The 24,555-nt window shown below is 68.0% G+C and carries 24 protein-coding genes; 20 read left to right on the plus strand and 4 right to left on the minus strand.

All coding sequences use genetic code 11. The features are described 5' to 3' along the window. Nucleotides 1-90: 90 nt before the first annotated feature. The 14 genes from QZ755_RS00740 (at nucleotide 91) to QZ755_RS00805 (ending at nucleotide 13,321) form a co-directional block, all read left to right on the plus strand. On the plus strand, nucleotides 91-345 hold the full coding sequence (locus QZ755_RS00740) for a hypothetical protein (RefSeq protein WP_294318491.1): 255 nt from the start codon (nucleotides 91-93) through the stop codon (nucleotides 343-345). A 182-nt stretch (nucleotides 346-527) separates the two neighbouring features. Further along, the gene (epsC, locus tag QZ755_RS00745; protein WP_294318580.1) at nucleotides 528-1,376 is read left to right on the plus strand and encodes a serine O-acetyltransferase EpsC; all 849 of its coding nucleotides are present in this window, start codon (nucleotides 528-530) and stop codon (nucleotides 1,374-1,376) included. A gap of 67 nt (nucleotides 1,377-1,443) precedes the next feature. Beyond that, entirely contained in the window at nucleotides 1,444-2,139 is a 696-nt protein-coding gene (locus QZ755_RS00750; protein ID WP_294318493.1) for an endonuclease/exonuclease/phosphatase family protein, read from the plus strand. Further along, nucleotides 2,136-4,433: a patatin-like protein gene (locus tag QZ755_RS00755; RefSeq protein ID WP_294318495.1), complete on the plus strand. Its 2,298-nt coding sequence runs from the start codon at nucleotides 2,136-2,138 to the stop codon at nucleotides 4,431-4,433. The genes QZ755_RS00750 and QZ755_RS00755 overlap by 4 nt, the downstream gene beginning before the upstream one ends. Nucleotides 4,434-4,508: 75 nt before the next feature. Continuing rightward, nucleotides 4,509-4,829, plus strand: a complete 321-nt coding sequence (locus QZ755_RS00760) for a LapA family protein (protein ID WP_294318498.1) — start codon at nucleotides 4,509-4,511, stop codon at nucleotides 4,827-4,829. Next, nucleotides 4,826-5,503, plus strand: a complete 678-nt coding sequence (gene pyrF, locus QZ755_RS00765; protein WP_294318500.1) for an orotidine-5'-phosphate decarboxylase — start codon at nucleotides 4,826-4,828, stop codon at nucleotides 5,501-5,503. The genes QZ755_RS00760 and pyrF overlap by 4 nt, the downstream gene beginning before the upstream one ends. Before the next feature lie 512 nt (nucleotides 5,504-6,015). Then, the gene (locus QZ755_RS00770; RefSeq protein ID WP_294318503.1) at nucleotides 6,016-6,783 is read left to right on the plus strand and encodes an SDR family oxidoreductase; all 768 of its coding nucleotides are present in this window, start codon (nucleotides 6,016-6,018) and stop codon (nucleotides 6,781-6,783) included. Beyond that, complete coding sequence (locus QZ755_RS00775; protein WP_294318505.1) at nucleotides 6,780-7,736, plus strand: glycosidase; 957 nt, start codon at nucleotides 6,780-6,782, stop codon at nucleotides 7,734-7,736. The genes QZ755_RS00770 and QZ755_RS00775 overlap by 4 nt, the downstream gene beginning before the upstream one ends. Nucleotides 7,737-7,894: 158 nt before the next feature. Continuing rightward, nucleotides 7,895-8,530, plus strand: a complete 636-nt coding sequence (locus tag QZ755_RS00780; protein ID WP_294318507.1) for a phosphoribosylanthranilate isomerase — start codon at nucleotides 7,895-7,897, stop codon at nucleotides 8,528-8,530. Between the two features lie 40 nt (nucleotides 8,531-8,570). Beyond that, entirely contained in the window at nucleotides 8,571-9,800 is a 1,230-nt protein-coding gene (gene trpB / locus QZ755_RS00785) for a tryptophan synthase subunit beta (RefSeq protein ID WP_294318509.1), read from the plus strand. Between the two features lie 44 nt (nucleotides 9,801-9,844). After that, nucleotides 9,845-10,225 (plus strand): endonuclease domain-containing protein, encoded by a 381-nt coding sequence (locus QZ755_RS00790; RefSeq protein ID WP_294318512.1) that lies wholly within the window; start codon nucleotides 9,845-9,847, stop codon nucleotides 10,223-10,225. A gap of 1 nt (nucleotide 10,226) precedes the next feature. Next, nucleotides 10,227-11,027, plus strand: a complete 801-nt coding sequence (gene trpA, locus QZ755_RS00795; RefSeq protein WP_294318514.1) for a tryptophan synthase subunit alpha — start codon at nucleotides 10,227-10,229, stop codon at nucleotides 11,025-11,027. Next, nucleotides 11,024-11,875, plus strand: a complete 852-nt coding sequence (gene accD, locus QZ755_RS00800; RefSeq protein ID WP_294318518.1) for an acetyl-CoA carboxylase, carboxyltransferase subunit beta — start codon at nucleotides 11,024-11,026, stop codon at nucleotides 11,873-11,875. The genes trpA and accD overlap by 4 nt, the downstream gene beginning before the upstream one ends. 141 nt (nucleotides 11,876-12,016) lie before the next feature. Beyond that, nucleotides 12,017-13,321, plus strand: coding sequence for a bifunctional folylpolyglutamate synthase/dihydrofolate synthase (locus QZ755_RS00805; RefSeq protein ID WP_294318522.1), 1,305 nt, complete (start codon nucleotides 12,017-12,019; stop codon nucleotides 13,319-13,321). Nucleotides 13,322-13,500: 179 nt separating this feature from the next. Here QZ755_RS00805 and QZ755_RS00810 read toward each other — a convergent pair whose 3' ends face one another. Further along, a complete protein-coding gene (locus tag QZ755_RS00810) occupies nucleotides 13,501-15,144 on the minus strand; it encodes an MFS transporter (RefSeq protein WP_294318524.1) in 1,644 nt (547 codons plus the stop codon). Nucleotides 15,145-15,292: 148 nt separating this feature from the next. After that, on the minus strand, nucleotides 15,293-15,727 hold the full coding sequence (locus tag QZ755_RS00815) for a response regulator (protein ID WP_294318527.1): 435 nt from the start codon (nucleotides 15,725-15,727) through the stop codon (nucleotides 15,293-15,295). Nucleotides 15,728-15,900: 173 nt separating this feature from the next. On the opposite strand from QZ755_RS00815, the gene QZ755_RS00820 reads away from it, so the two are divergent. The 3 genes from QZ755_RS00820 to QZ755_RS00830 all read left to right on the plus strand — a co-directional run bounded on the left by QZ755_RS00820 (nucleotide 15,901) and on the right by QZ755_RS00830 (nucleotide 19,184). Beyond that, nucleotides 15,901-17,382 (plus strand): pseudouridine synthase, encoded by a 1,482-nt coding sequence (locus QZ755_RS00820; protein ID WP_294318582.1) that lies wholly within the window; start codon nucleotides 15,901-15,903, stop codon nucleotides 17,380-17,382. Then, nucleotides 17,382-17,921 (plus strand): 16S rRNA (guanine(966)-N(2))-methyltransferase RsmD, encoded by a 540-nt coding sequence (gene rsmD / locus QZ755_RS00825; protein ID WP_294318529.1) that lies wholly within the window; start codon nucleotides 17,382-17,384, stop codon nucleotides 17,919-17,921. The genes QZ755_RS00820 and rsmD overlap by 1 nt, the downstream gene beginning before the upstream one ends. Before the next feature lie 81 nt (nucleotides 17,922-18,002). Further along, nucleotides 18,003-19,184, plus strand: coding sequence for a GGDEF domain-containing protein (locus QZ755_RS00830; protein WP_294318532.1), 1,182 nt, complete (start codon nucleotides 18,003-18,005; stop codon nucleotides 19,182-19,184). A 1-nt stretch (nucleotide 19,185) separates the two neighbouring features. Here the strand turns inward: QZ755_RS00830 and QZ755_RS00835 are convergent, their stop codons facing one another. Both QZ755_RS00835 and QZ755_RS00840 read right to left on the minus strand, forming a co-directional pair. After that, on the minus strand, nucleotides 19,186-20,451 hold the full coding sequence (locus QZ755_RS00835) for an MFS transporter (RefSeq protein ID WP_294318535.1): 1,266 nt from the start codon (nucleotides 20,449-20,451) through the stop codon (nucleotides 19,186-19,188). A gap of 135 nt (nucleotides 20,452-20,586) precedes the next feature. Next, nucleotides 20,587-20,889: a UrcA family protein gene (locus QZ755_RS00840; RefSeq protein ID WP_294318537.1), complete on the minus strand. Its 303-nt coding sequence runs from the start codon at nucleotides 20,887-20,889 to the stop codon at nucleotides 20,587-20,589. Between the two features lie 187 nt (nucleotides 20,890-21,076). Here QZ755_RS00840 and QZ755_RS00845 point away from each other — a divergent pair, with 187 nt between their 5' ends. The 3 genes from QZ755_RS00845 (at nucleotide 21,077) to QZ755_RS00855 (ending at nucleotide 24,550) form a co-directional block, all read left to right on the plus strand. Continuing rightward, nucleotides 21,077-23,356, plus strand: a complete 2,280-nt coding sequence (locus QZ755_RS00845) for a UvrD-helicase domain-containing protein (protein WP_294318540.1) — start codon at nucleotides 21,077-21,079, stop codon at nucleotides 23,354-23,356. A gap of 101 nt (nucleotides 23,357-23,457) precedes the next feature. Further along, complete coding sequence (locus QZ755_RS00850; protein WP_294318543.1) at nucleotides 23,458-23,640, plus strand: hypothetical protein; 183 nt, start codon at nucleotides 23,458-23,460, stop codon at nucleotides 23,638-23,640. Nucleotides 23,641-23,725: 85 nt separating this feature from the next. Continuing rightward, nucleotides 23,726-24,550, plus strand: a complete 825-nt coding sequence (locus QZ755_RS00855; protein ID WP_294318545.1) for an alpha/beta hydrolase — start codon at nucleotides 23,726-23,728, stop codon at nucleotides 24,548-24,550. Nucleotides 24,551-24,555 lie beyond the last annotated feature (5 nt).

The following is a 24,555-nucleotide window of genomic DNA, read 5'->3' on the forward strand; positions in this document are numbered from 1 at the left end:
CTAAAGCAATAGGATTATTCCCCACGCTGGTCGACGCCCTACAACGGGGAGCGACATCGCCGATACCGGCGGTTCCGAAAACGGGGAGGCATGGGTTTGAAGCCATTTATCGCACCGCTCGCGACCATCGCGCTGCTGGGTCTGGCGGCATGTTCGAGCAATACCGCTGCTGAGAATGCCGCAGCGGAAAACGCCGTGATCGAGACGAACCTGACCTCGCTCGACGAACCGCTGGCGAACGATACGGCACTCGGCAACGATGTCGCCCTGCCCGGTGACAATGTCGTGCTGAACGACGCCGCGCCCAACGCAGCCGATCCGGTGGCGAACGCCACGGGCCTTTGAGTTTCGCCGCGCCCCGCGCGCGGCCGTCCGCATCGCTTTGGTTAGCTCCCTAAGCGCAACTCGGGCCGGACGGTGGATGCCGCCCGGCCTTTTTTCTTTGAAGAGCCTGTCCGATGACCCAGAGCGATGACCAACGACGCCGCGCGATCGACCATGCGACCCGCGCCCTGTCGAGCGCGCGGATGGCGTGGCGGCAAGCGCAGCCCAGTCGGCGGCAGCCGGGCGATTTTCCCCGGCGTGCGCCGCTCGCCCGCGCGGTCGAGCTGCTGGCGGCGGCGCTGTTCCCGGCGCGGATCGGTGGGTTCGTCGGCGACGCGGCGGCGGAGGACGGGTTCGTCGCCGAACGGCTGACCGAGGCGTTCGCATTGCTCGACGCGGCGATCGTCGCCGAATTCGCCTATTGGCGCGACGCGGCGGGGGTCGAGGCGGCGTCCGATCGCCCGGCGGAGATCGTGCGGTTGTTCGCAGGTACGCTGTCGCGGGTACGGGCGCTGGTCGACACCGACGTCGCGGCGATCTTTCGCGGCGATCCGGCCGCGCGCAGCGTCGACGAGATCCTGATCTGCTATCCCGGAGCCACCGCAATCCTGCACCACCGGCTGGCGCATGAGCTGGACGCGCTGGGTGCGCCGATCGTCGCGCGGATCGTGTCGGATATCGCCAACGAACGCACCGGGATCGACATCCATCCCGGCGCCACGATCGGTCCCGGCTTCTTCATCGACCATGGCACCGGCGTCGTGATCGGCGAGACGGCGGTGATCGGCGCACGGGTGCGGCTGTACCAGCATGTGACGCTGGGCGCGCGGACTCCGCACCGGTTGCAGCCTCGCAGCGAAGGCGGCCCCTTTGCCGAACGCATCCCCCGCCATCCGATCGTCGGCGACGATGTGGTGATCTATGCCGGCGCGACGATCCTTGGCCGGGTGAAGATCGGCGATCGCGCGGTGATAGGCGGCAATGTGTGGTTGTTGAAGGATGTCGCGCCGCGCAGCGTCATCGTGCAACCCGAAGCGGTCGAGGCGTCCTGATCTTTCGACCGCGCTTCGAGGACGCAGGCGAAACGAAATCGTTCACCGCGACGTTGTGCGGTGAACGATGATAAAGGTAGCCAGCTATAACATGCGGAAAGCGATCGGGACCGATCGCCGCCGTATGCCCGAACGCACGCTGGACGTGCTGCGCGAGGTCGATGCCGACATCATCGCGCTGCAGGAATGCGACCGGCGACTGGGGGAGCGGGCCGGCGTCATCCCGCTCCACATGCTGGACGATCACAGCGACTGGAAAGCGGTGCCGATCGCGATCCGCGCGCAGTCGATGGGGTGGCACGGCAACGCGCTGCTGGTGCGCAAGGATGCGGTGGTCGGCGCCCCCCGGCGGATCGACATCCCGGCGCTGGAGCCGCGCGGTGCGGTGCGCGCCGATGTGACGCTGAACGGGATGACACTCCGGGTGGTCGGAATGCATCTCGACCTGTCCGGGCTGTGGCGGCGCAAGCAGGCCCATGCGATCCTGCACGATGTCGATGGCTGCCAGCCGCCCATGCCGAGCGTGCTGATGGGCGACCTGAACGAATGGACGCCGCAATCGGGATGCCTGCGCGATTTCGGGCGGAACCACCGCTTTGCCGAAACCGGGCCGAGCTTTCATGCCAGGCACCCCGTCGGGCGGCTGGACCGGATCATGGTGTCGAGCGAATTGCGGATCGTCGCTTCGGGCACCCACCACAGTGCTGCCGCGCGCAAGGCATCGGACCATCTGCCGATCTGGGCGACGCTCGAAGCGGCATGAGCGACGCCCCGCCCCCGCTGCACGACCGTGAGTTGCGACTGGCCCTGGTCTGCTACGGCGGAATCAGCTTGGCCGTCTATATGCACGGGCTGGTCAAGGAGGTGTGGCATATCGCGCGGGCCAGCCGGGCGATGCAGGATGACGGCGATGCGCTGGCCGGTAGCGCCGGCGTGTACCAGGCGATGCTGCATGAACTGGCGACGCTCAGCGGCATCCGGTTGCGCGTGCTGGTCGACATCGTGGCGGGGGCAAGCGCTGGCGGGATCAACGGCGTGTTCCTCGCCCATGCGGTCGCGACCGGACAGTCGCTCGACCCGCTGACCGAATTGTGGCTGGAGGGCGCGGACATCGAGGCGCTGATCGATCCGGCACAGGCCCCGGCGAGCGCACTGTCGCGGCCATGGGCGCGGCCGATCGCGTGGATGGCGCTGGGCCGTGAGGGTGAGGATGTGTCGAGCGTCGACATCGCCGCGCGCGACGAACTGCGCGCCAAGCTCGACCGGTTCGTGCGGGCGCGGTGGTTCGAGCCGCCCTTTGGCGGGCGGGCGATGGTCGACATGCTGCTGAACGCGTTCGAGGCGATGGCGGCCGGACCGGTCGGACCGCGCCTGTTGCCGCCGGGCCAGCCGCTCGACCTGTTCGTCACGGTCACCGACTTTGCCGGGCATCCCGAACTGCTGCGGCTCAATTCGCCGCGGGAGGTGGTGGAAACCGAGCATCGCATCGTCATCGGCTTTACCGACCATGGCGACGGGCCGCTGGCCGATCCGGCCGAACTGGTGTTCGCGGCGCGGGCGACGTCGAGCTTTCCCGGCGCGTTTCCGCCGTTCCGGGTGGGCGAGCTGGATGCGGCGCTGCAGGATCGCGGCACGGCATGGCCGGGGCGTGAGGCGTTCCTGCGCCGGGTGTTGCCACGACAGGCGGCGGTGGGGATGGTGGAACAGGCGGCGCTGATCGACGGATCGGTGCTGGCCAACGCCCCGTTCCGCCCGGCGATCGACGCCCTGCGCGAACGCCCGGCCCGGCGGCAGATCGACCGGCGCTTCGTCTATCTCGATCCCGCACCCAACCACAAATTCGGCATCGGGACCGAGACGAAGGGGCCGCCGACCTTTTTCCAGACGATCCTCGGCGCGCTGTCCGAACTGCCGCGCAAGCAGCCGATCCGCGACAATCTGGACGCGATCCAGCACCGGTCGGAACGGATCGAACGGATGCTGGCGATCGTCGAGAAGCTGCGCGGCGGGGTGGAGGCGGAGGTCGAGCAGTTGTTCGGCTATACCCTGTTCCTCGACTGGCCGACGCCCTCGCGGCTGGCCGGCTGGCGACAGCGGGCGCAGGTCCAGGCGGCCAAGCGCGCCGGGTACGGCCATGCCGCCTATGGATTGCTGAAAGTCGATCAAGTGCTCGACCGACTGGCCGAAAGGGTCGTGACGCTGGCCGACGATCCCTCCCCCGACCGGCGGCGGCGGTTGCGCGCGGCGTTCCACCGGATCGTCGTGGAGCGCGGTGCGGACCAGTTCGACGGCGACGGCGCATCGGCGGCGACGATCGATTTCCTGCGGGCGCACGACCTGGCCTTTCGCATCCGGCGGTTGCGGCTGCTGGTGCGGACCGTTTCGGCGATGGAGCCGGAACAGGAGCCGCACGCGCTGGCCCCGGTGCGCGAGGCGATCTTTGCCAGCCTCACGCCCTATCTGGCGTGCCAGCACGCTGACCATTTTGGCGCCGTCCGGGTCCTTGCCGCCGACAAGCGCGTCGACCCCGCCACGTTGCTGGCCGCGATGGCGGAGGCGATGGACCTTGCGACACTCGACGCCCGTGCCGAGGAACTGCTGTCCGCCGCGCTGTCCGCCGCGCCGCGCGACATTCGCCGGCCGGTGCTGCTCGCCTATCTCGGCTTCCCGTTCTTCGACATCGCGACCTTGCCGCTGCTGGGCGGCGAAGGGCTGGACGAGTTCGATCCGGTGCGGGTCGACCGGATCGCGCCCGACGACGCGCCCTCGATCCGATCGGGCGGGGCGGAGGCGACGTTGAAGGGCATCCGCTTCAACAATTTCGGGGCGTTCTTCAGCCGGTCGTACCGCGAGAACGACTATCTGTGGGGCCGGCTGCACGGCGCGGAGCGGATGATCGACATCGCGCTGTCGGCGCTGCCCGGCGACATCCGCCTGCCGCCGGGCTGGATTACGCGGCAAAAGCGGGCCGCGTTCCTGGCCGTCCTGGACGAGGAACAGCCGCGGCTGACCATGATCCAGCCGTTGTTCGACGAACTGCGCGCCACGATCGGCTGACGCGCCGCTATTGGAAATTTCCAATCGACCGGCGTAAGGATGGGCACGCAAGCATAACGACGAAGGCGCCCACCGATGCAGTTCCTGAAAACCCTCTTCTGGGCCTTGCTGGTCGGGGTGATCGTCGCCTTTGCGCTCAACAACATGACGATGGTGCCGCTGAAGCTGTGGGGATCGCTCTATGCCGATGTGAACCTGCCGCTCCTGCTGATCGTGACGTTCCTGGCCGGGTTCCTGCCGACGTTCGTCGCGCTGCACCTGACGCGGTGGCGGCTGCGACAGCGGATCGCGGCGACCGACCGGACGCTGGCCGAACTGCACCGCGTCGAGCCGCTGTCGGTCCCGGCCGACCCCGCCCCCATCCCCACGCAAGTCACTCCCGGAGCCGTGCTGTGAGCCGTTCGCCGATCTATGTCGCCCTCGATACGCCGGACCTCGACCGGGCAAAGGCACTGGCGCAGCAGGTGCGCGGCCATGTCGGCGGGCTGAAGCTGGGCCTGGAGTTCTTCATGGCCAATGGCCGGGCGGGCGTGCGGACGATGGCCGATCTGGGCCTGCCGATCTTCCTCGACCTGAAGTTCCACGACATTCCCAATACGGTGGCGAAGGCGATCCAGGCGCTGGGGCCGATGAACCCGGCCATCCTGACGGTCCATGCCGCCGGCGGCCGGGCGATGCTGGAGGATGCGAAGGCCGCCGCGCCGGTGGGGACGAAGGTCGTCGCGGTGACGATGCTGACCAGCCTCGACGGCCATGACCTGTCGTCGATCGGCCTGTCGCCCGACCCGCACGAGCAGGTCGTGCGGTTGACGGAGCTGGCCAAGAGCGCCGGGATCGACGGCGTGGTGTGCTCGGGCGCCGAGGTCGCGGCGGCGAAGAAGGCGTGGCCGCAGGGGTTCTTCGTGGTGCCGGGTGTGCGGCCGGCGGACGGCCCGGTCGGCGACCAGAAGCGGGTGGTGACTCCCCGCGCCGCGCTGGATGCCGGGGCGTCGGTGCTGGTGATCGGGCGGCCGATCACGCAGGCGGAGGACCCGGATCAGGCGGCTCGGGCGATCGAGGGGACGTTATAGGACGCGCCGGGCAAGGCGCAGCGGAGCTGCACCGCGCCGCACTAGGCGCGTCCGGCCGGCGGCGCGGAAGGCGCCGTCCGACGACGCGGGCTGTGCCCGCGGCGGGAGCTTTCCCGACCGGCCGACCCATACCCCGTTCGTCCTGAGTAGCCGCTGAGCCTGTCGAAGCGGCGTATCGAAGGACCGCCAAAAGTGCTTCGATACGGGCCTTCGACTTCGCTCAGTCCCTACTCAGCACGAACGGTTCTGCGTCACGTCATTACGCCCTAAACCATTTTAAATAAAGCAATTGCCCCACAGTCGAAATTCCAAAGTTCACTAAGTTCACACTCGTCACTTTTTCGCGCGCCTTGCGAATGACTTGCATTACCCCCTGTCAAATACCCCGCCGACCGCATAGGCGCGACGATCCTCGGCCATCCTGCCCGTTCGTCCCTTTGTAGGAAAGTCGTTGCGCCCCTGAACCAACGCCCCCGCCCGACGTTGCCCGCACGAGCATGGTTGGAGGAATGATGGACAGGCGGACAATCTTCGTGACCGGCGGGGAATCGGGCATCGGCGCGGCCTGTGCGGCAGCGTTCGGAACGCTCGGCGACAGGGTTGCGATCGGCTATCATTCCGACAGCAAGGCCGCCGGCGCCAGCGCCGACGCGGTGCGGCGCGCCGGGGGCGAGGCGATGACGGTGCAGGCCGATGTCGCGGACGAAGCGTCGGTCGACACAGCCTTTGCGGCGGTCGAGCAGGCATGGGGGCCGGCGAGCGTGCTGGTCAATTCCGCCGGGCTGAACATGTCGGGCGTGAGCGTGCGCGACATGACGCTGGAGCAGTGGCGGCGGTTGATCGACACCGACCTGACCGGGGCGTTCCTGACGTCGCGGCGGTTCCTGACCGGGCGGGGCACGGCGCCGGGGGATGCGGCGATCCTGCATATCTCGTCGATCCATGCCTATGCGGTGCGCGCGGGCGGCGCGGATTATTGCGCGGCCAAGGGTGGCCTCTCGAACCTGGTCGAGACGCTGGCGATCGAAGAGGCGCCGCGCCACATTCGGGTGAATGCGATCGAGCCGGGCATGATCCTGACCCCGATGAATGCGAAGGCGAGCGCGGATGCGACCTATCGCGCGACGCTGGAACGCAACATTCCGCTGGGGCGTGCGGGCGAGGCGAGCGAAGTCGCCGATCTGGCGGTGTTCCTCGCGTCGGACAGGGCGCGCTACATCACCGGTGCGCGGATCGTGATCGATGGCGGGCTGTCGCTGATGCAGGCGCTAGGCGCATGATTCCGTTCGACTCCCCCATCGCCGATCCGCATCGCAAGGACGCGGTGGCCGACAGCCCGATCGCGCTCGATTTCAACGTGAAGCGGATCGAGGACGTCACGATCGAGGGGCCACCCGAGTTGATGGCCCGCGACCTGATGAGTCCCTATGTCTGGCGCGAGCCGGACGGGCGCTATGCGATGATGGTGCGCGCGGTGGTGCCGCCGGGGCAGGAACTGACCGATACCGGCGTGATCTGGGCCGGGTGGAGCGACGACGGGCGGCATTTCCGGATGCTGGAGGCGCCGTCGATCGTGCCGGGACCGGGCGACCATGATGCGGGCGGCGTCGAGGACCCGACGGTCGTGCGGACCGACGCGGGCTATGTCGTCTATTATTCGGGCGTGCTGTCGGATCATTCGCATGGCGAGTTGTCCTATGCCGCCGGCCCGACGCTCGACGCGCTGACCAAGAGCGGCGTGGCACTGGCGTCGTCCAAATCGGAGGGGAATACCAAGGAGGCGACGGTCGACCGCACCCCCGATGGCGGATGGCGGCTGTTCTATGAATATGCCGCCGACGAAGCGTCGCGGATCGGGCTGGCGGTGGGCAGCGACGTCGCCGGGCCGTGGGACGAGCAGCCTACGCCGTTCACGCCGCGCACGGACAGCTGGGACGACTGGCATTTGTCGACCGGGCCGCTGCTGACCGACGATCCGGCGATGCCGGTCATGTTCTACAATGGTGCGACCCGCGATGCGCGCTGGCGGATCGGATGGGTGGCGTTCGATGCGGATTATACGCGGGTGGTCGCGCGCGGTATCCAGCCGCTGGTGACGCCGCCGCCGGTCGATGATCGCAGCGCGACGGACATCGCGTTCGCGGCGTCGGTGGTGGTCGTCGATGGCGCGATCTGGCTGTATTATTCGCTGGAGGACCGGCGGCTGGCGCGGGCGTTGATCCGGCGGAGCTGAGCCTCGCTCTGTCACTCCCGCGAAGGCGGGAGTCCATAGGCTCTGACGTTGCGAATTGCGTCGAGACGTTGCGTTTATGGATTCCCGCCTGCGCGGGAATGACGATTGTGGCGGGCGTCCGGTTCTCTTTCCTCCCGCAACGCTCTAAGCCCCCGCCCATGACGCTCATCAAGATTTGCGGCCTGTCCACGCCCGACACCCTGTCCGCCGCGCTGGGTGCGGGAGCGAGTCATGTCGGGTTCGTGTTCTTCCCGCCCTCCCCGCGCAATGTCGGGTTCGACGTGGCAGCGGGTCTTGCGCAGGCGGTGCCGGGGCACGTCGCGAAGGTCGGGGTGTTCGTCGATCCCGACGACGCGCTGATCGATGCGGCGATGGCGGCGGCGCGGCTGGACGTGGTGCAACTGCACAAGACTGCGCCCGAGCGGATCGCAGCGATCCGGGCGCGGACCGGGCGGGAGACCTGGGGCGCGGTGGCGGTGAAGACGCGCGCCGACCTCGATGGTGCGCGGGCGCTCACCGGCGCGGCGGACCGGGTGCTGTATGATGCCAAGACCCCGCCGGGCGCGGCGTTGCCGGGCGGCATGGGATTGCGGTTCGACTGGGGGCTGCTCGACGGGTTTCGCCATCCGCTGCCCTGGGCGCTGTCGGGCGGGCTGGACGCGGGGAATGTCGCAGAGGCGATCCGGGTGACCCGCGCGCCGCTGGTCGATGTATCGTCGGGGGTCGAGCGCGCGCCGGGTGTCAAGGACGCCGGCCGTATCCTGGCCTTTTGTGCAAGTGTACGGGGCGCCTGATCGATAGACATGGCGGCGCGCTGGGCGTAACGAGCGCGGCATGAACGCCCCCAATTCCTATCGCGCCCAGCCAGACGAGCGTGGGCATTTCGGCGATTTCGGCGGCCGCTATGTCGCGGAAACGCTGATGCCGCTGATCCTCGACCTCGATCGCGAATACAAGGCGGCGAAGGCCGACCCGGCCTTTGCGGCGCAGTTCGACGACCTGATGACCCATTATGTCGGGCGGCCCAGCCCGCTGTATCATGCCGAGCGGCTGTCGGAGACGCTGCGCGCGTCGGCCGAACCGGGCATGGGGGCGCAGGTCTGGTTCAAGCGCGACGAGCTGAACCATACCGGCGCGCACAAGATCAACAATTGCATCGGCCAGATCCTGCTGGCGATCCGCATGGGCAAGACGCGGATCATCGCCGAGACGGGTGCCGGCCAGCATGGCGTGGCGACGGCGGCGGTGTGCGCGCGCTTCGGCCTGCCCTGCGTCATCTATATGGGTGCGCGTGATATCGAGCGGCAGCAGCCCAACGTGTTCCGCATGAAGCTGCTGGGTGCCGAAGTGCGGCCGGTGACGAGCGGGGCGGCCACGCTGTCGGATGCGATGAACGAAGGGCTGCGCGACTGGGTCGCGAACGTCCACGACACCTTCTACATCATCGGCACCGCCGCCGGCCCCCATCCCTATCCGGAGCTGGTGCGCGATTTCCAGAGCATCATCGGCCGGGAAGCGCGCGCGCAGATGCTGGAGCGGACCGGCCGCCTGCCCGACCTTCTGGTCGCGGCGATCGGTGGTGGGTCGAACGCGATCGGGCTGTTTCATCCGTTCCTCGACGATGCCGAGGTTGCGATGCTGGGCGTCGAGGCGGCGGGCCATGGGCTGGACAAGGACCATGCCGCGTCGCTGGCCGGTGGCTTCCCCGGCATTCTGCACGGCAACAAGACGTATCTGCTGCAGGACGAGGACGGGCAGATCGCCGAGGGGCATTCGATCTCGGCGGGGCTGGACTATCCCGGCATCGGGCCGGAACATGCGTGGCTGCGCGACATCGGCCGCGTCGAATATGACAGCGCGACCGACAAGGAGGCGCTGGACGCGTTCCAGCTGCTGTGCCGGAGCGAGGGGATCATCCCTGCGCTGGAGCCGGCGCACGCGATTGCCGCGGTGGCGCGGCGGGCGAAGACCATGCGCAGCGATCAGATTATCCTGGCGAACCTGTGCGGCCGCGGAGACAAGGATATCTTCACCGTGGCCAGTGCGCTGGGGGTGGATATCTAGAAAGCCCTCTCCCCGCTTGCGGGGAGCGGGTTGGGAGAGGGGCAGTGCGAGACGCCGGTTTGACGGAACGCGCCAAGGCGGCGCGCAAGGCCCCTACCCCGGCAGAACAGACGCTGTGGTTCGCGTTGCGGGCCGAACGCTTCGCCGGCGTCAAATTTCACAGGCAGAAGGTGATCGGGCCGTATATCGCGGACTTCGCCAGTAACGTGCCGAAGGTGGTGGTCGAACTCGACGGCAACCTCCACGGCGAAACAGCCGTCTACGACGCCGAACGAACCGCCTATTTGACGCACGCCGGCTATCGGGTAGTGCGGTTCACCAATGCCGATGTGATCCATAATCTCAACGGCGTGCTGCGCATATTGGAAGACGTTGTACATGACCCCCTCTCCCAACCCTCTCCCCCAAGGGGGAGAGGGCTATAAGATGAACCGCCTCGCTGCCGCGTTCGGCAAGGGCCGTCCGGCGCTGGTGTGCTTCGTCACCGCCGGCGATCCGACGCCCGACGCCACGCCCGCCATCCTCGACGCGCTGGTCGCGGGCGGTGCGGACGTGATCGAGCTGGGGATGCCGTTCACCGATCCGATGGCTGACGGACCCGCAATCCAGTCGGCCAATATCCGCAGCCTGAATGCCGGCACGCGCACCGCCGACGTGCTGCGCATCGCCACCGGCTTTCGGGAACGTCACCCCGACGTGCCGCTGGTGCTGATGGGCTATGCCAATCCGATGGTCCGGCGCGGGGCGGAATGGTTCGCGCAAGGCTGCGTCGCGGCGGGCGTCGATGGCGTGATCTGCGTCGATATCCCGCCCGAGGAGGACGACAGCCTCGGCACGACGCTGCGCGCGCACGGCATCGCGCCGATCCGGCTGGCGACGCCGACGACCGACACGGCGCGGCTGCCGCAGGTGCTGGAGGGGGCCGGCGGCTTCCTCTACTATGTCTCGGTCGCGGGCATCACCGGCAAGCAGCAGGCGGTACAAGCGTCGATCGACGACGCCGTTGCCCGGCTGAAGGCCGCGACCCCCCTGCCGATCGCGGTCGGCTTCGGCGTGCGTACGCCCGAACAGGCCGCCAATATCGCCCGCGTGGCCGATGGCGTGGTCGTCGGATCGGCGATCGTGGAAATCGTCGCCGAGCATGGCGCCAACGCCGCCGAACCCGTCCGCACCTATATCGAAACCCTCGCCACCGCGATCGCGCAGGCGAGCAAGGAACCCGCATGAGCTGGCTCAACCGCGTCCGTAACGCCCTCCCCTTCGTCGCGCGCAAGGAAACGCCCGACCATCTCTGGCACAAGTGCAAGGGATGCGGGCAGATGATCTTCACCAAGGAGTGGGAAGAAAATCTGCACGTTTGCCCGAAATGCGACCATCACGGGCGCATCGGGCCGAAGGAACGGTTCCAGCAGCTGTTCGACGAGGGTAGCGTCGACATCCTGCCGAACCCGAAGGTCGCCGAAGACCCGCTGAAGTTCCGCGACAGCAAGCGCTATGTCGACCGGTTGAAGGCCGCGCGGACCGACACCGGTGAGCAGGACGCATTTCGCAACGCCTATGGCACGATCGACGGCAACGGCTGCGTGATCGGGGTCCAGAACTTCGCGTTCATGGGCGGATCGATGGGCCAGTATGTGGGCGAGGCGTTCATCGCCGGGGTCGAGGCCGCGATTGCCCGCGGCGTGCCCTATATCGTGTTCACCGCCAGCGGCGGCGCGCGGATGCAGGAGGGTATCCTGAGCCTGATGCAGATGCCGCGCACGACCGTCGCGATCGAGATGCTGCACGATGCCGGCCTGCCGTACCTGGTGGTACTGACCGACCCGACCTCGGGCGGGGTGATGGCCGCCTATGCGATGCTGGGCGACGTGCAGATCGCCGAACCGAAGGCGATGCTGGCGTTCACCGGGCGGCGCGTGATCGAAAGTACGATCCGCGAAAAGCTGCCCGACGATTTCCAGACGTCGGAATATTATCGCGACCACGGCCTGATCGACCGCGTGACGCATCGTCGCGACCTGCCCGCGGAACTGGCGCAGCTGATCGAGTTTCTGGGGCGCAAGGAAGCGGCGTAAATTGCTCCTCCCCGCCCGCGGGGAGGGGGACCATGCGCAGCATGATGGAGGGGGTTTGCCCCAACCGCAACTGTTGTGGAGGTGGATAGCCCCCTCCACCAGCCTGCGGCTGGTCCCCCCCCATGCCGGGGAGGATTTGGTTTGCCCGATTTCGCGATTTCCGCCGATCCGGCCGTGCAGGCGCAGCTCGAGCGGCTGGTCACCCTCTCACCGGGGTCGGACATTCTCGGCCTCGACCGCATCACCCGGCTGCTGGCGCGGCTGGGCGATCCGCACCTGCGGTTACCGCCGGTGTTCCATGTCGCCGGTACCAACGGCAAGGGTTCGACCTGCGCCTATCTGCGCGCGGCGCTGGAGGCGGCGGGGCACCGGGTCCATGTCTATGCCAGCCCGCATCTGGTGCGCTTCAACGAACGCATCCGCCTGGCCGGCACGCTGATCGACGATGCGGCGCTGGCGGAGCTGCTGCGCGAGGTGCTGGACGTGGCCGAGGGGATCGGCGCGAGCTTCTTCGAAATCACCACCGCCGCCGCGTTCGTGGCGTTCGCGCGGACGCCGGCCGATGCGTGCGTGATCGAGGTGGGACTGGGCGGGCGGCTGGATGCGACCAACGTGCTGCCCGCGCCCGCCATATGCGGGATCGCCGCGCTGGGGATGGACCACGAAGCGTTTCTCGGCACGTCGCTGGTCGGGATCGCGGGGGAGAAGGCGGGCATCGCCAAGCCGGGCGTTCCGATCATCACGCAGCATTATCCGCCCGAGATCGCGGCGAAAGTGGATGAGGTCGCGACGGCGGTCGGCGCGCCGCTGAACCGGCGCGACCGCGAATGGAGCGTGACCGACGGGGTCTATCTGGACAGCTGGGGTCCGGTGAGCCTGCCCGAGCCGATGCTGAGTGGCCAGCACCAGCGCGACAATCTGGCACTAGCGGTCGCGATGTTGCGGCACCAATGGGTGATCGACGTGCCCGATGCCGCTCTGGTCGCAGCGGCAACGACGGCGACCTGGCCGGCGCGGATGCAGCGGTTGCGCAGCGGCGGGCCGCTGACCGGGCGGGTCGATCCGCGCCACGGCGTCTGGCTGGACGGCGCGCATAACGAATCGGCGGCGATCGAGGTGGCGCGGATATGGCCGCGGATCAGCCGGGGCGAGCGCTCGGCGCTGGTGCTGGGGATGCTGGCCAACAAGGATGCGGGCGCGGTGCTGCGCCATCTGGCCGAGGTGGTCGACCATGTCGTCGCGGTGCCGGTGCCGGGTCATGCCCATCATGCGCCGGCCGATCTGGCCCGCGTCGCACGGGGGCTGGGACTGACGGCCGATGTCGCGACCGATCCGGCGGCGGCGCTGGACCTGCTGGCGCGGTCGGAGCCGGAAGCGGTGCTGATCGCGGGGTCGCTGTATCTGGCGGGAACAGTGCTCGCGGCGAATGACGAGGTGCCGGTTTAGGTTTTTCACGCGAAGGTACGAAGTTCAGGAAGAGCGTGGTTCGCGCAGAGACGCGGAGGCGCGGAGAGGTCGTGAAACGGGCGGGCGTTGCCTTTCCGGCGAAGCCTTTCTCCCCAGGCAGGCCGTGAAGGGAGAGCCGTTATCGCGGCAAACGCAACCTCTCCGCGCCTTCGCGTGAATCAATCCTGCCTGACCACCCGCGCCAGCTCCCGCCGCCACCGCACCCATTCGAGCAGTACGAACACCACCGCGACCAGCCCCAGCGCGGCGGTGAAGCGGAAGACCGGGGCATAGCCCATCTGTTCGACCGCCTCACCCAATCCCGCGCGCCCCAGCGAGCCGACCAGCAGCGTCAGCGACGACAGCAGCGCATATTGGACCGCGCTATATTCCTTGCTGGCGATCGAGGAGAGATAGGCGACGAACGCCGCACCGGCCAGGCCGCCGGCGATATTCTCGCCCGAGATCGCGACCATCAGCCGCACCATTCGCGCATCGACGCCCAGATTGTGGAGGCCGAGCGTGCCCGCGACCGCATCGATGACCGGCGCCCCTGCGGCAAGATCGGCATAGAGCAGGTTGCTGGCCGCCGCGACGATCGCGCCGATCAGCAGCGTCGGCATCCGCCCGAGCATGGCGAACGACACCCCGCCCAGCGATACGCCGATGATCGTCATGCCCACGCCGAAAATCTTCGACGCGAACGCGACCTCGTCGTTCGTGTATTTCAGCTCCTCAAGATAGAAGGGATAGGCGAACGGTCCCCAGATCGAATCGCACAGCCGGTAGCTGAGGATCAGGCCCAGCACGATCACCACGCCGAAGCCCAGCCGCCCGACCAGTTCGGCCATCGGCAGAATCAGCGCGCGATAGCCATGTTCGACAAAGCCGGTGGCAGGCGCGGCATCGCCCGCTTCCCATCCGAAATAGCGGGCGTTGAGCGCACGGCGGTTGAGCCATGCCGCGACCAGTGCCGGCACCACTACCGTCGCGACCACGATCCACGGGCCGGTCAGCCGGGTGAAGTCACCGACGCTGGGCGGCGTTTCGCCCGCCGTCGTCCCCAACACCCGCGCCATGAAGGCGGCGATGGTCAGGATCGCCCAGCCCCAGCACAGGCCGACGATGACGAGGCCGGTGCGCTTGTCCTTCGCACTGGGACCGGCGATCGCCACGGCATCGTCCTGTCCCTCGGCACGCGGCGTGTCGGGCGCGAGCAGCGTCACCACCAGCAGCAGCGCCATCAGGCCACCCATGATCGCATAGACCGCCTGCCACCCGATCCGCGCGGCCAGCACCAGCGACAGCGCCCCGCCGATCAGCGTCGCGATACGGTAGCCGAGCTGATAGGTCGACGACAGGATGCCCAGCGTCGCGCGGTCGTCGGCGACGTCGATCCGCCACGCATCGATCACCACGTCCTGCGTCGCCGCCGCGAACGCGCCGATCACCGCGACCAGCGCGAACCAGCCGATCGCCACCGCAGGATCGCTGACCGCGAGCAGCAGGAAGGTCGCGACCAGCGTCCCCTGACACAGCAGCAGCCACGACCGCCGCCGCCCGAAGCGTTCGAGCAGCGGCAGGCGCAACCGGTCGACCAGCGGCGACCACAGGAACTTGAACGCATAGACCAGACCGATCCACGACAGCAGGCCGATGGTGGCGAGGTTTATCTTCGCTTCACCCAGCCACGCATTCAGCGTGCCGAGCAGCAGGGTATAGGGAAGCCCCGCCGCCAGGCCGAACGCGAACATCGCGCCGGTCTTGCGGTTGTTCAGCCCCATACGGATCAGCGCCAGCCCGGTGGGCGCGGCTTCGGTCATGCAAGTCCTCCAGGAAGGGGCGCGACCGTAGAGGGGGTTGGGATTGGCGGCAAGGTGGGCGCGGATAGACCAGGCAGCGCGTTCTCGACGGGCGCTTCCCGACCGGCTCGAAGCTGCTCGAACCGGACGGGGTGTGGTTGGGTTGGTGTCAGGCCGCCGTGCGGAAGAGGTTGAAGCCATTGGGCAGGCGCCGGGGCAGTTTCGCGCCGCCGATCACCGCGCCGATGGCGTCGATCGCACTCAGCAGATCCTTTTGCGGATAGGGTTTGGACAGGCACCCGGCCGCGAAGTCCTGTGCGCCCTGCGGACAGCTGCCCGTCACCAGCAGCACGGGCACGCCGCGTTCATGCGCACAGCGCGCGACGTCGAGGCCGCTGCCGTCCGACAGGTTGATGTCGACCAGCACGAGGTCGAGGTCCATCCCCCCCTCCAGCGTGGCACAGGCGGCGGCAACCGTGTCGACGGTCGCCGCGATCTCGAATCCCGCGCTGCCCAGGAAATGTTCGGTATCGAACGCGACCAGCGGTTCGTCCTCGACCACCAGGATCCGGTTGATGTGTCGCTTCTTGCGCCCGAACAACATATCCCCACTCGCTTTCCACCGGGATGCAACCAGCTTATACGAAGCCACAAACTCGCGAAGGCGACGAAGGTACCGCTTCGGCTGAAACTTTCGTCACATCGCCGCAAACGGATACGCACGTCATCGTTACGCCCCCTGAATCCCCGACCGAATCCCCCCGTGAAGGCCAGCGCATCGCCAAGCTGATGGCGCGCGCCGGCGTGGCATCGCGCCGCGACGTCGAACGCATGATCGCCGCCGGGCGCGTCGCGCTGAACGGCGTCACGCTCGATACGCCCGCCACCATCCTGCCGAACCTGAAGGGCGTGACGGTCGATGGCGCGCCCGTCGCCGCGCCCGAGCCGACGCGGCTGTTCCGGTTCCACAAGCCCGCCGGAACGCTGACCGCCGAGCGCGACGGCGCCGGACGCGCGACGATCTACGACCGGTTGCCCGCCGGATTGCCGCGGCTGATCCCGGTCGGGCGGCTCGACCTGAATACCGAGGGGTTGTTGCTGATGACGACCGACGGCGAGTTCAAGCGCCGTCTGGAGCTGCCCGCGACCGGGGTCGAGCGGACCTACCGCGCGCGTGCCTATGGCGAAATCAGCCAACAGCAGCTCGAAGACCTGATGATGGGGATCGAGATCGAGGGCGTGCGATACGGCCCGATCAACGCGAACCTCGAACGGCGCACCGGCACCAACACCTGGATCGAGATGACGCTGACCGAGGGGAAGAACCGCGAGGTTCGCCGCGTCCTCGAACATCTGGGGCTGAAGGTGTCGCGCCTGATCCGCACGCGCTATGGCCCCTTCTATCTCGCAGACCTGCCAGAGGGCGAGGTCGACGAGATCCGCCAGCATGAACTGGTCGCGTTCCGCAAGACATTGGCCAACAAGCCGACCAGCAAGCCCGTGCCCGAAGGTGCCGACCCCGCTGCGTTGAAGGCGTGGAAGCGTGCGACGCCGTTGCCCCGCCCCGAACCGGTGGCGAGCGGCGAACGCTTCGGCACCGAACGCCGCCCGCGGGTCGAACGCGATGGTCAGCGTTCGGGGTTCAGCGGGCGTCGTCCCGACCGCGACGCGCAGGACGGCGGCGAGCGACGCAGCTTCGGGAGCCGACCACAGGGTGGCGAGCGTTCCGGCTTCGGCGCGCGGCCGCAGGGCGATGCGCGGCGGGCCGGCCCGCGGACCCATGCGACGGAGCGGCCGGTCGAGCGCCGCGACGGCTTCGATCCGCTGGCGCAGGCGGGGCAGACCCCGGCCGAGCGGCGACAGCCGGGGCTGGGCGATCGACGCGCCTATGGCGATCGTCCGACCGACAATCCGCGCGCCAGGCGGGCGGCAGCCCATGCCGAGCGGCCGGGCTATGACGGGGTGGCGCGCGTGTCGCGCAAACCGCGTGAACAGGCGCCGGGCGGCGACCGCCCGGCCCGGTCCAACAACGTCCGCTCCGATCACGTTCGCGCCGACGACGCCCGGTCGGCGCGCGGTCCGGTCGACCGGCGGATGACACAGGCGGAAGCGGCGGATGCCGACCGGGCGAGCTTCGTCGACCGGCCCAAGCGCAAGCCGAGCGGCTGGGCCAAGGCCGGCCCCTCCCCCCGTATCGCCAAGGGCAAGCCGAAGGGCGGACGCCCCGGTGGGGGCAAGCCGGGCGGGGGCAAGCGCTGATGCGGGTCATTTCCGGACAGTGGCGCGGACGCCCAATCGTCGCGCCGACGGGCGATGCGACGCGCCCCACCGCCGACCGCACGCGCGAGGCGCTGTTTTCGATGCTGGCCAGCCGGGTCGGCAGCTTCGACGAACTGGCGGTCGCCGACCTGTTCGCCGGATCGGGCGCGCTGGGAATCGAGGCATTGTCGCGCGGGGCCGCCACCTGCCTGTTCGTCGAACAGGACAAGGCCGCGCTCGACGCGCTGCGCGCCAATCTGGCGAAGCTGGACGCGGCCGGGGCCGATGTTCGTGCAACGTCGGTACTGGCGCTGGGGCCTGCGCCGCTTCCGCTCGACATCGTGATGATGGACCCGCCCTATGGCAGCGGGGCGGGCGCGGTGGCGGCGGACAAGCTGGCACGGCTGGGCTGGATCGGCCCGGCGACCTGGGTCAGCATCGAAACCGCCAAGGGCGAGGCGCTGGACCTGCCGCAGTTCAGCGTCGATGCCGAACGCAGCTATGGCAAGGCGCGGTTGACGCTCTTGCGACTGCTGTGAGCCATAAAAGACCCGAGCGTTAACATTTTCGGCGAAGAATGGTGATAAGGGTCGCCGGATGAACGAACGGCGGGATCGGGAATGGACAGCGCAGTATATGCCCTGATCGTCAACGCCTGTATCGCCGGCCTGTTCGCGACGGCGTTTGCAATCGTTCGGGTATCCTATCCCGAACAGCGTTACGTGACCTGGTTCGTCCTGGCCTATCTGGTCGGCGGGCTGACGCCGCTCAGTGAACTGGGCGTGCGGCTGACCGATCATGTCATCGCCTTCACGATCCTCAGCTATGGGTCGTTCCTGGTCAGCATCGCGCTGTTGCCGGGCGGGCTGGCCGCGCTGGCGGGGCGGACGATACCGCGTGGACCGCTGATCGCGCTGCTGGCGTTCGGCATCGTCGACCGTACGCTGATCTGGAACGGGCCGCGCAACGCCCTGTGGTACGAAATCGCCTATCAGGCGCCGTTCCTGCTGGGCACGGGCCTGTCGACCGTCATCGCCGTCGATGCGGTCCGGCGGCGGCGCGGGCCGTTGTGGCTTGCCTTGGCGATCGCATCGGCACTGACGACCGCGCATTTCCTGGTCAAACCCTTCTTCGCCGCGACCTTTGGTTCGGGTTCGACGGCAAAGGCCTATGCCGCCAGCAGCTATGCCTTGTTCTCGCAGGCGACGGGTGGTGTGCTGATCGTCACGGCGGGGCTGCTGACACTGTTGCTGGTGGTGCAGGCGGCGATGGGGCGGTCGATTTCCGAATCGGAAACCGATCCGCTGACCGGCGTGGCCAACCGCCGCGGGTTCGAACGGCGCGCGATCCCGCTGGTCGCCGCCGCGCGGGAACGTGGCGAGCCGCTGGCCGCGATCCTGTTCGACCTCGATCATTTCAAGCGGGTCAATGACGGTTATGGCCATGCGACCGGCGATGCCGTGTTGCACGCCTTTGCCCGGATGCTGATCGAGCGTTTGCCGCCCTGTGCCGTCGTCGCGCGGCTGGGCGGTGAGGAGTTCGTCGCGGTGTTGGACCGTACGACACTGCGCGGGGCATGGCTGGCGGCGCAATCGGTGCGCGTTGGCATCCCGGCGATCGGCGGCCACCTTCCCCCGATCACGGTCAGCGCCGGGCTGGCCCTGCTGGAGCCGGACGATACGCTCAACAGCCTGATCGATCGTGCCGACCGCTGGGTCTATGATGCCAAACGCGCCGGCCGCAATCGCATCTGCCCGGTGCCGGAGGCGGTCGTCGACGCACAGGCGCTGCGGAGCGCTTAGCTCAGCGGGCGCGTGGGACCAGCAGCAGGCCGACGATGCTGGCGATGCCCGCCGCGCCTAGCACCGCGCCGACGGCGGACAGGCCATGCGACTGCGACAGCGCCTGCGCGATGCTGGGGGTCAGCCCGCCGCCGATGACGCCGCCGACATTGAACCCCATCGACGCGCCGGTATAGCGCACCCGCGCCGGGAACAGCGCCGGCAGCCACGCACCGAGCGGTCCATAGACGAACCCCATCGTCAGCAGCGCGAACGACAGCCACGCGCCGATCACGAACAGCGATCCCCCGCCGACCATCGGCGCCAGCAGGACGCCCGCCAGCACAACGCCGACACAGCCGCCCGCCAGCACCCTGGCCGGAGTCGACCAGTCGGCGAACCATCCGGCCAGCGCGATGCCGGCGGCCATGAACAGGATCGCGACCAGCTGCGTCTGGAGGAACGCGCTGCGGGTGTAGCCGAGCGTGGTGGTGCCATAGCCCAGCACGAAGGTGGTCGCGATATAGTAGAGCGCGAAACAGGCGACGACGCCGAACGTGCCCGCCAGCGTCGCGCGCAGATGGGCGCCCGCCAGTTCGGCGATCGGCACGGCGGCGGGCGCTTCGTGCGCCAGGGCGCGGGCGAAGGCCGGCGTCTCGTGCAGCTTCACCCGCACCCACAACCCGAGGCCGACCAGCGCCGCGCTGAACAGGAATGGCAGGCGCCAGCCCCATGCGGCGAAGTCGGCATCGGACAGCGCGAGGCCAAGCAGCAGGAACAGCCCGTTGGCGGCGATGAACCCGACCGGGGCGCCCAGTTGCGGCACCATGCCGAACCGCCCGCGCCAGCCCGGCGGAGCGTTCTCCACCGCCAGCAACGCCGCCCCGCCCCATTCGCCGCCCAGGCCCAGCCCCTGCGCGAACCGCAGCGTGCAGAGCAGCAACGGCGCGACCCAACCGACCATGGCATAGGTCGGCAGGAACGCGATCAGCAGCGTCGATCCGCCCATCAGCATGAGCGACGCGACCAGCGTCGACTTGCGCCCCAGCCGATCGCCGAAATGGCCGAACACGACCGCGCCGAGCGGCCTGGCGATGAAGGCGAGGCCGATCGACAGATAGCTGGCCATCAGCTGCGCCGACGCGCTGTCCGACGGGAAGAACAGCGGCCCGAACACCAGGGTCGCGGCGGTCGCATAGATATAAAAGTCGTAGAATTCGACCGATGTGCCGATCAGGCTGGCGATCAGGATGCGGCGATGGACGCGCATGGGATGCGGTTGGGTCATGCGCCCGCGTAACGAGTCGGCGCTGTAAGGCAAGAAGCGTTCGCGCAAGCGGGCCTGCACGTAATTAAAGGATCAAGCCCGCGAAGGATGTCACCCCGGAATCGATCCGGGGTGACATACTACCGTGTGACGGGCTTACTTCGCGCTGGCGACCTTTACCGGGGTCAATTGCGCGATCCGCACCTGCGCGTCGCGGTGCATTTCCTCGCGGCAGCGGCGCTCGTCGGTAACCCGGCGCAGGCCGGTCAGCTGCGACTGACATCCGCGCTGCGCCGCGCGGTCAATGCGGGCGTCGAGGAGGCGGCGCCCTTCCGACGAGGCAAGGTCGAGGCCAGCGACCGACACGCGTGCGATCACCGGCTCGCGCAGTTCGGCATGGGCGGCGGACGACAGGCAAGCGGCGACGGTCGCCGCAATGGCGAGGAAACGGACGGTCATGGGATAGCTCCTGCGAAAGCGTGCCCGTCGCGGCAGCGGTCGTCCGATATGACGCCGCCGTCCACCGGCCCTCGCCCGATACGCCAAGTATGTTGCATCGCAGCGAACGCGTGATGGCAAGTCGATGACGGTTCTGAAACGATTTCCTTGCTTGTCGCTTTACGGTTCGTTCCCTACCTGTTCGGCGATGTCGACTGCCCCTGCCCCCGCCGAACTGCCGCCCTACCTGCGCGGCCTGAACGAACCGCAGCGCGATGCGGTGCTGACCACCGATGGCCCGGTGCTGGTGTTGGCGGGTGCGGGAACCGGCAAGACCGCGGCGCTGACCGCGCGGCTGGCGCATCTCCTCTATACCCGCAAGGCGTATCCGTCCGAGATCCTGTCGGTGACCTTTACCAACAAGGCGGCAAAGGAGATGCGCGAGCGCGTCGGGCGGCTGGTCGGCGATCTGGTGGAGGGGATGCCGTGGCTCGGCACGTTCCACGCGATCGGTGCCAAGATGCTCAGGCGGCACGCCGAACTGGTCGGGTTGCAGTCGAACTTCACCATCCTCGACACCGACGACCAGCTGCGACTGTTGAAACAGCTGATCGTCGCCGCCAATCTCGATGAAAAGCGCTGGCCGGCGCGCAGCCTGGCGGGGCTGATCGACGGGTGGAAGAACAAGGGCATGACCCCGGCCGATGTCGATGCAGGCGAGAGCGAACGCTTCGCCAACGGGCGCGGCGGCGAACTCTACCAGCAATATCAGGACCGGTTGAAGGCGGTGAACGCCTGCGACTTCGGCGATCTGCTGCTGCACGTCCTGACGATCCTGCGGACCCATCGCGAGGTGCTGCAGCAATATCAGCAGCGCTTCCGCTACATCATGGTCGACGAATATCAGGACACCAACAGCGTCCAGTATCTGTGGCTGCGGTTGCTGGCGCAGGAACGGCGCAATTTGTGCTGCGTCGGCGACGATGACCAGTCGATCTATTCGTGGCGCGGCGCGCAGGTCGAGAATATCCTGCGGTTCGAACGCGACTTTCCGGGGGCAAAGATCGTCCGGCTGGAACAGAATTATCGCTCGACGCCGCATATCCTTGGCGCGGCGTCGGGAGTCATCGCCCATAATGGCGGGCGGCTGGGCAAGACGCTGTGGACCGAAACCGATGTCGGCGAGAAGGTCCGCGTGATCGGGGTATGGGACGGGCCGGAGGAAGCGCGCCGCGTCGGTGAAATGGTCGAGCGCGGGCAGCGTGACGGCAGGAACCTCGACAATTTCGCCATTCTCGTGCGTGCCCAGCACCAGACGCGTGAGTTCGAGGAACGGTTTATCGGCATCGGGATACCGTACCGGATCGTCGGCGGCTTCCGCTTCTACGAACGCGCCGAAATCCGCGATGCGCTGGCGTATCTGCGCGTCGTCAACCAGCCGGCGGACGACCTGGCGTTCGAACGGATCGTCAATGTGCCCAAGCGCGGGCTGGGCGACAAGGCGGTGCAGACCATCCACCGTTTCGCCCGCGCGACCGGCAGCTCGCTGATGACCGCCGCCGCGCGTATCCTCGACACCGACGAGCTGACCGGTGCGGCGCGGAAGTCGCTGGGGCGGCTGGTCGGCGATTTCGCGCGGTGGCGGGACATGGCGCAGAGCCTGCCGCACGCCGAACTGGCGCGGCAGCTGCTGGACGAAAGCGGCTATACCGCGATGTATCAGGCGGAGAAGACCGCCGAGGCAGCCGGACGGCTGGAGAATTTGACCGAACTGGTCCGCGCGATGGAGGAGTATGAATCGCTCGGCGCGTTCCTCGAACACGTATCGCTGGTCATGGATAACGAGGCATCGGCAGAGGAGCCGAAGGTCACGATCATGACCATCCACGCCGCCAAGGGGCTGGAGTTCGACACGGTATTCTGCGTCGGATGGGAAGAAGGGCTGTTCCCCTCGCAGCGCTCGCTCGACGAGGGCGGCACCGCCAGCCTCGAGGAGGAACGCCGCCTCGCCTATGTCGCGATCACGCGGGCGCGGCGGCTGGCGGTGGTCTTCCACGCCGCGAACCGGCGCATCTATGGCCAGTGGAATTCGTCGCTGCCCTCGCGCTTCGTCGGCGAACTCCCGCCCGAGCATATCGAGGCGGAGACCACCATGTCGGGCGGCGAGAGCCTGTGGCGGGCGAACTGGAGCGAGCGGGCCGATCCGTTCGCCGACGTCGCGCGCGGCACCGGGCGGGGTCCGGGCTGGCAACGCGCCGCTTCGCAGGGTTCGACCTTCACCACCGCCCCGTCGCGCGTGGTCGAGGCGCGGGCGAGCGCGATCAGCCTGGGCAACAAGGGGCGCGGCGACCTGACCAAGGGGCAGCGGGTGTTCCACCAGAAATTTGGTTATGGCACGATCGAGACAATCGAAGGCAACAAGCTGGAAGTGTTGTTCGAAACCGCGGGACAGAAACGGGTAATAGACAGTTTCGTCACGCCCAGTTAACGGTCCGCCGTTTCTGAACCCATGCTTGATATGGATCAGAGACGGCAGATAAATTACGGCATATGTAAGGTCCGCCAAGTACGAAGTACGAGGAGGGCATCATGCCGATCGACAACATCGATTATTATCGCCGCCGGCTGGACGAATCCCGCCACCGTGCGGCCGAGGCCAGCCTGCCGGAGGTGCGGCGGGTCCATGCCGAGATGGCGGATCGCTATTCGGCGATCCTGCGCGACGCCGAACGCGGCGTCGTCCGCCCGGTGCTGGGCATCGTTCCGCGCTGACCGTACGGTAGCGCCCGTATCGCAGAGGCAACCGCGCCACGGCTCGCTCGTTCACGGACCAGCAACTCCAGACGAGGACCGCGCAATGCCCTATGTAAAGACCCGTGACGGGACCAGCCTGTTCGTAAAGGATTGGGGACAGGGTCGCCCGGTCGTGCTGATCCATGGCTGGCCGCTGTCGGCCGACAGCTGGGACCCGCAGGCGATGGCGCTGGCCGATGCCGGGTACCGGGTCATCGCCTATGACCGGCGCGGCTTCGGCCGGTCGGACCAGCCGTGGTCGGGCTATGACTATGACACGCTGTCGGACGATCTGGCCGATGTCCTGAAGGAAACCGGCGTCACCGACGACATCGCACTGGTCGGCTTCTCGATGGGCGGCGGCGAGGTCGCCCGCTACATGTCGCGGCACGGTGGCAAGGGCGTGACCCGCGCCGGCTTCATCGGGTCGGTCGTGCCGTACATGCTGAAGACCGACGACAATCCCGACGGCGTGCCGCAGGACCAGCTGCAGGAGATCGCCGACAACATCAAGGCGGATCGCCCGCGGTTCTTTCGCACCTTCTTCGACCAGTTCTACGGCGTCGGCTTCATCACCAGCCCGGTGAGTGAGGAAACGCTGGACCTGTCGTGGAACACGGCGATGCTGGCGGGGCTGAAGCCGACGCTGGCGTGCGCGGAATCGTTCGGGACCACCGATTTCCGTCCGGACCTGCCGTCGATCACCGTGCCGACGCTGGTCATCCACGGCACGTCGGACCAGACCGTGCCGATCGACGCGACCGGCCGCGCGCTGGCCAAGGCGCTGCCCAATGCTACGCTGGTCGAATATGACGGCGCGCCGCACGGCCTGTTCGCGACCGAGAGCGACCGGCTGACCGACGATCTGCTGACGTTCTTAGGGCGGTAACCCGC

Source organism: uncultured Sphingomonas sp., assembly GCF_913776855.1.
Lineage (GTDB): Bacteria > Pseudomonadota > Alphaproteobacteria > Sphingomonadales > Sphingomonadaceae > Sphingomonas.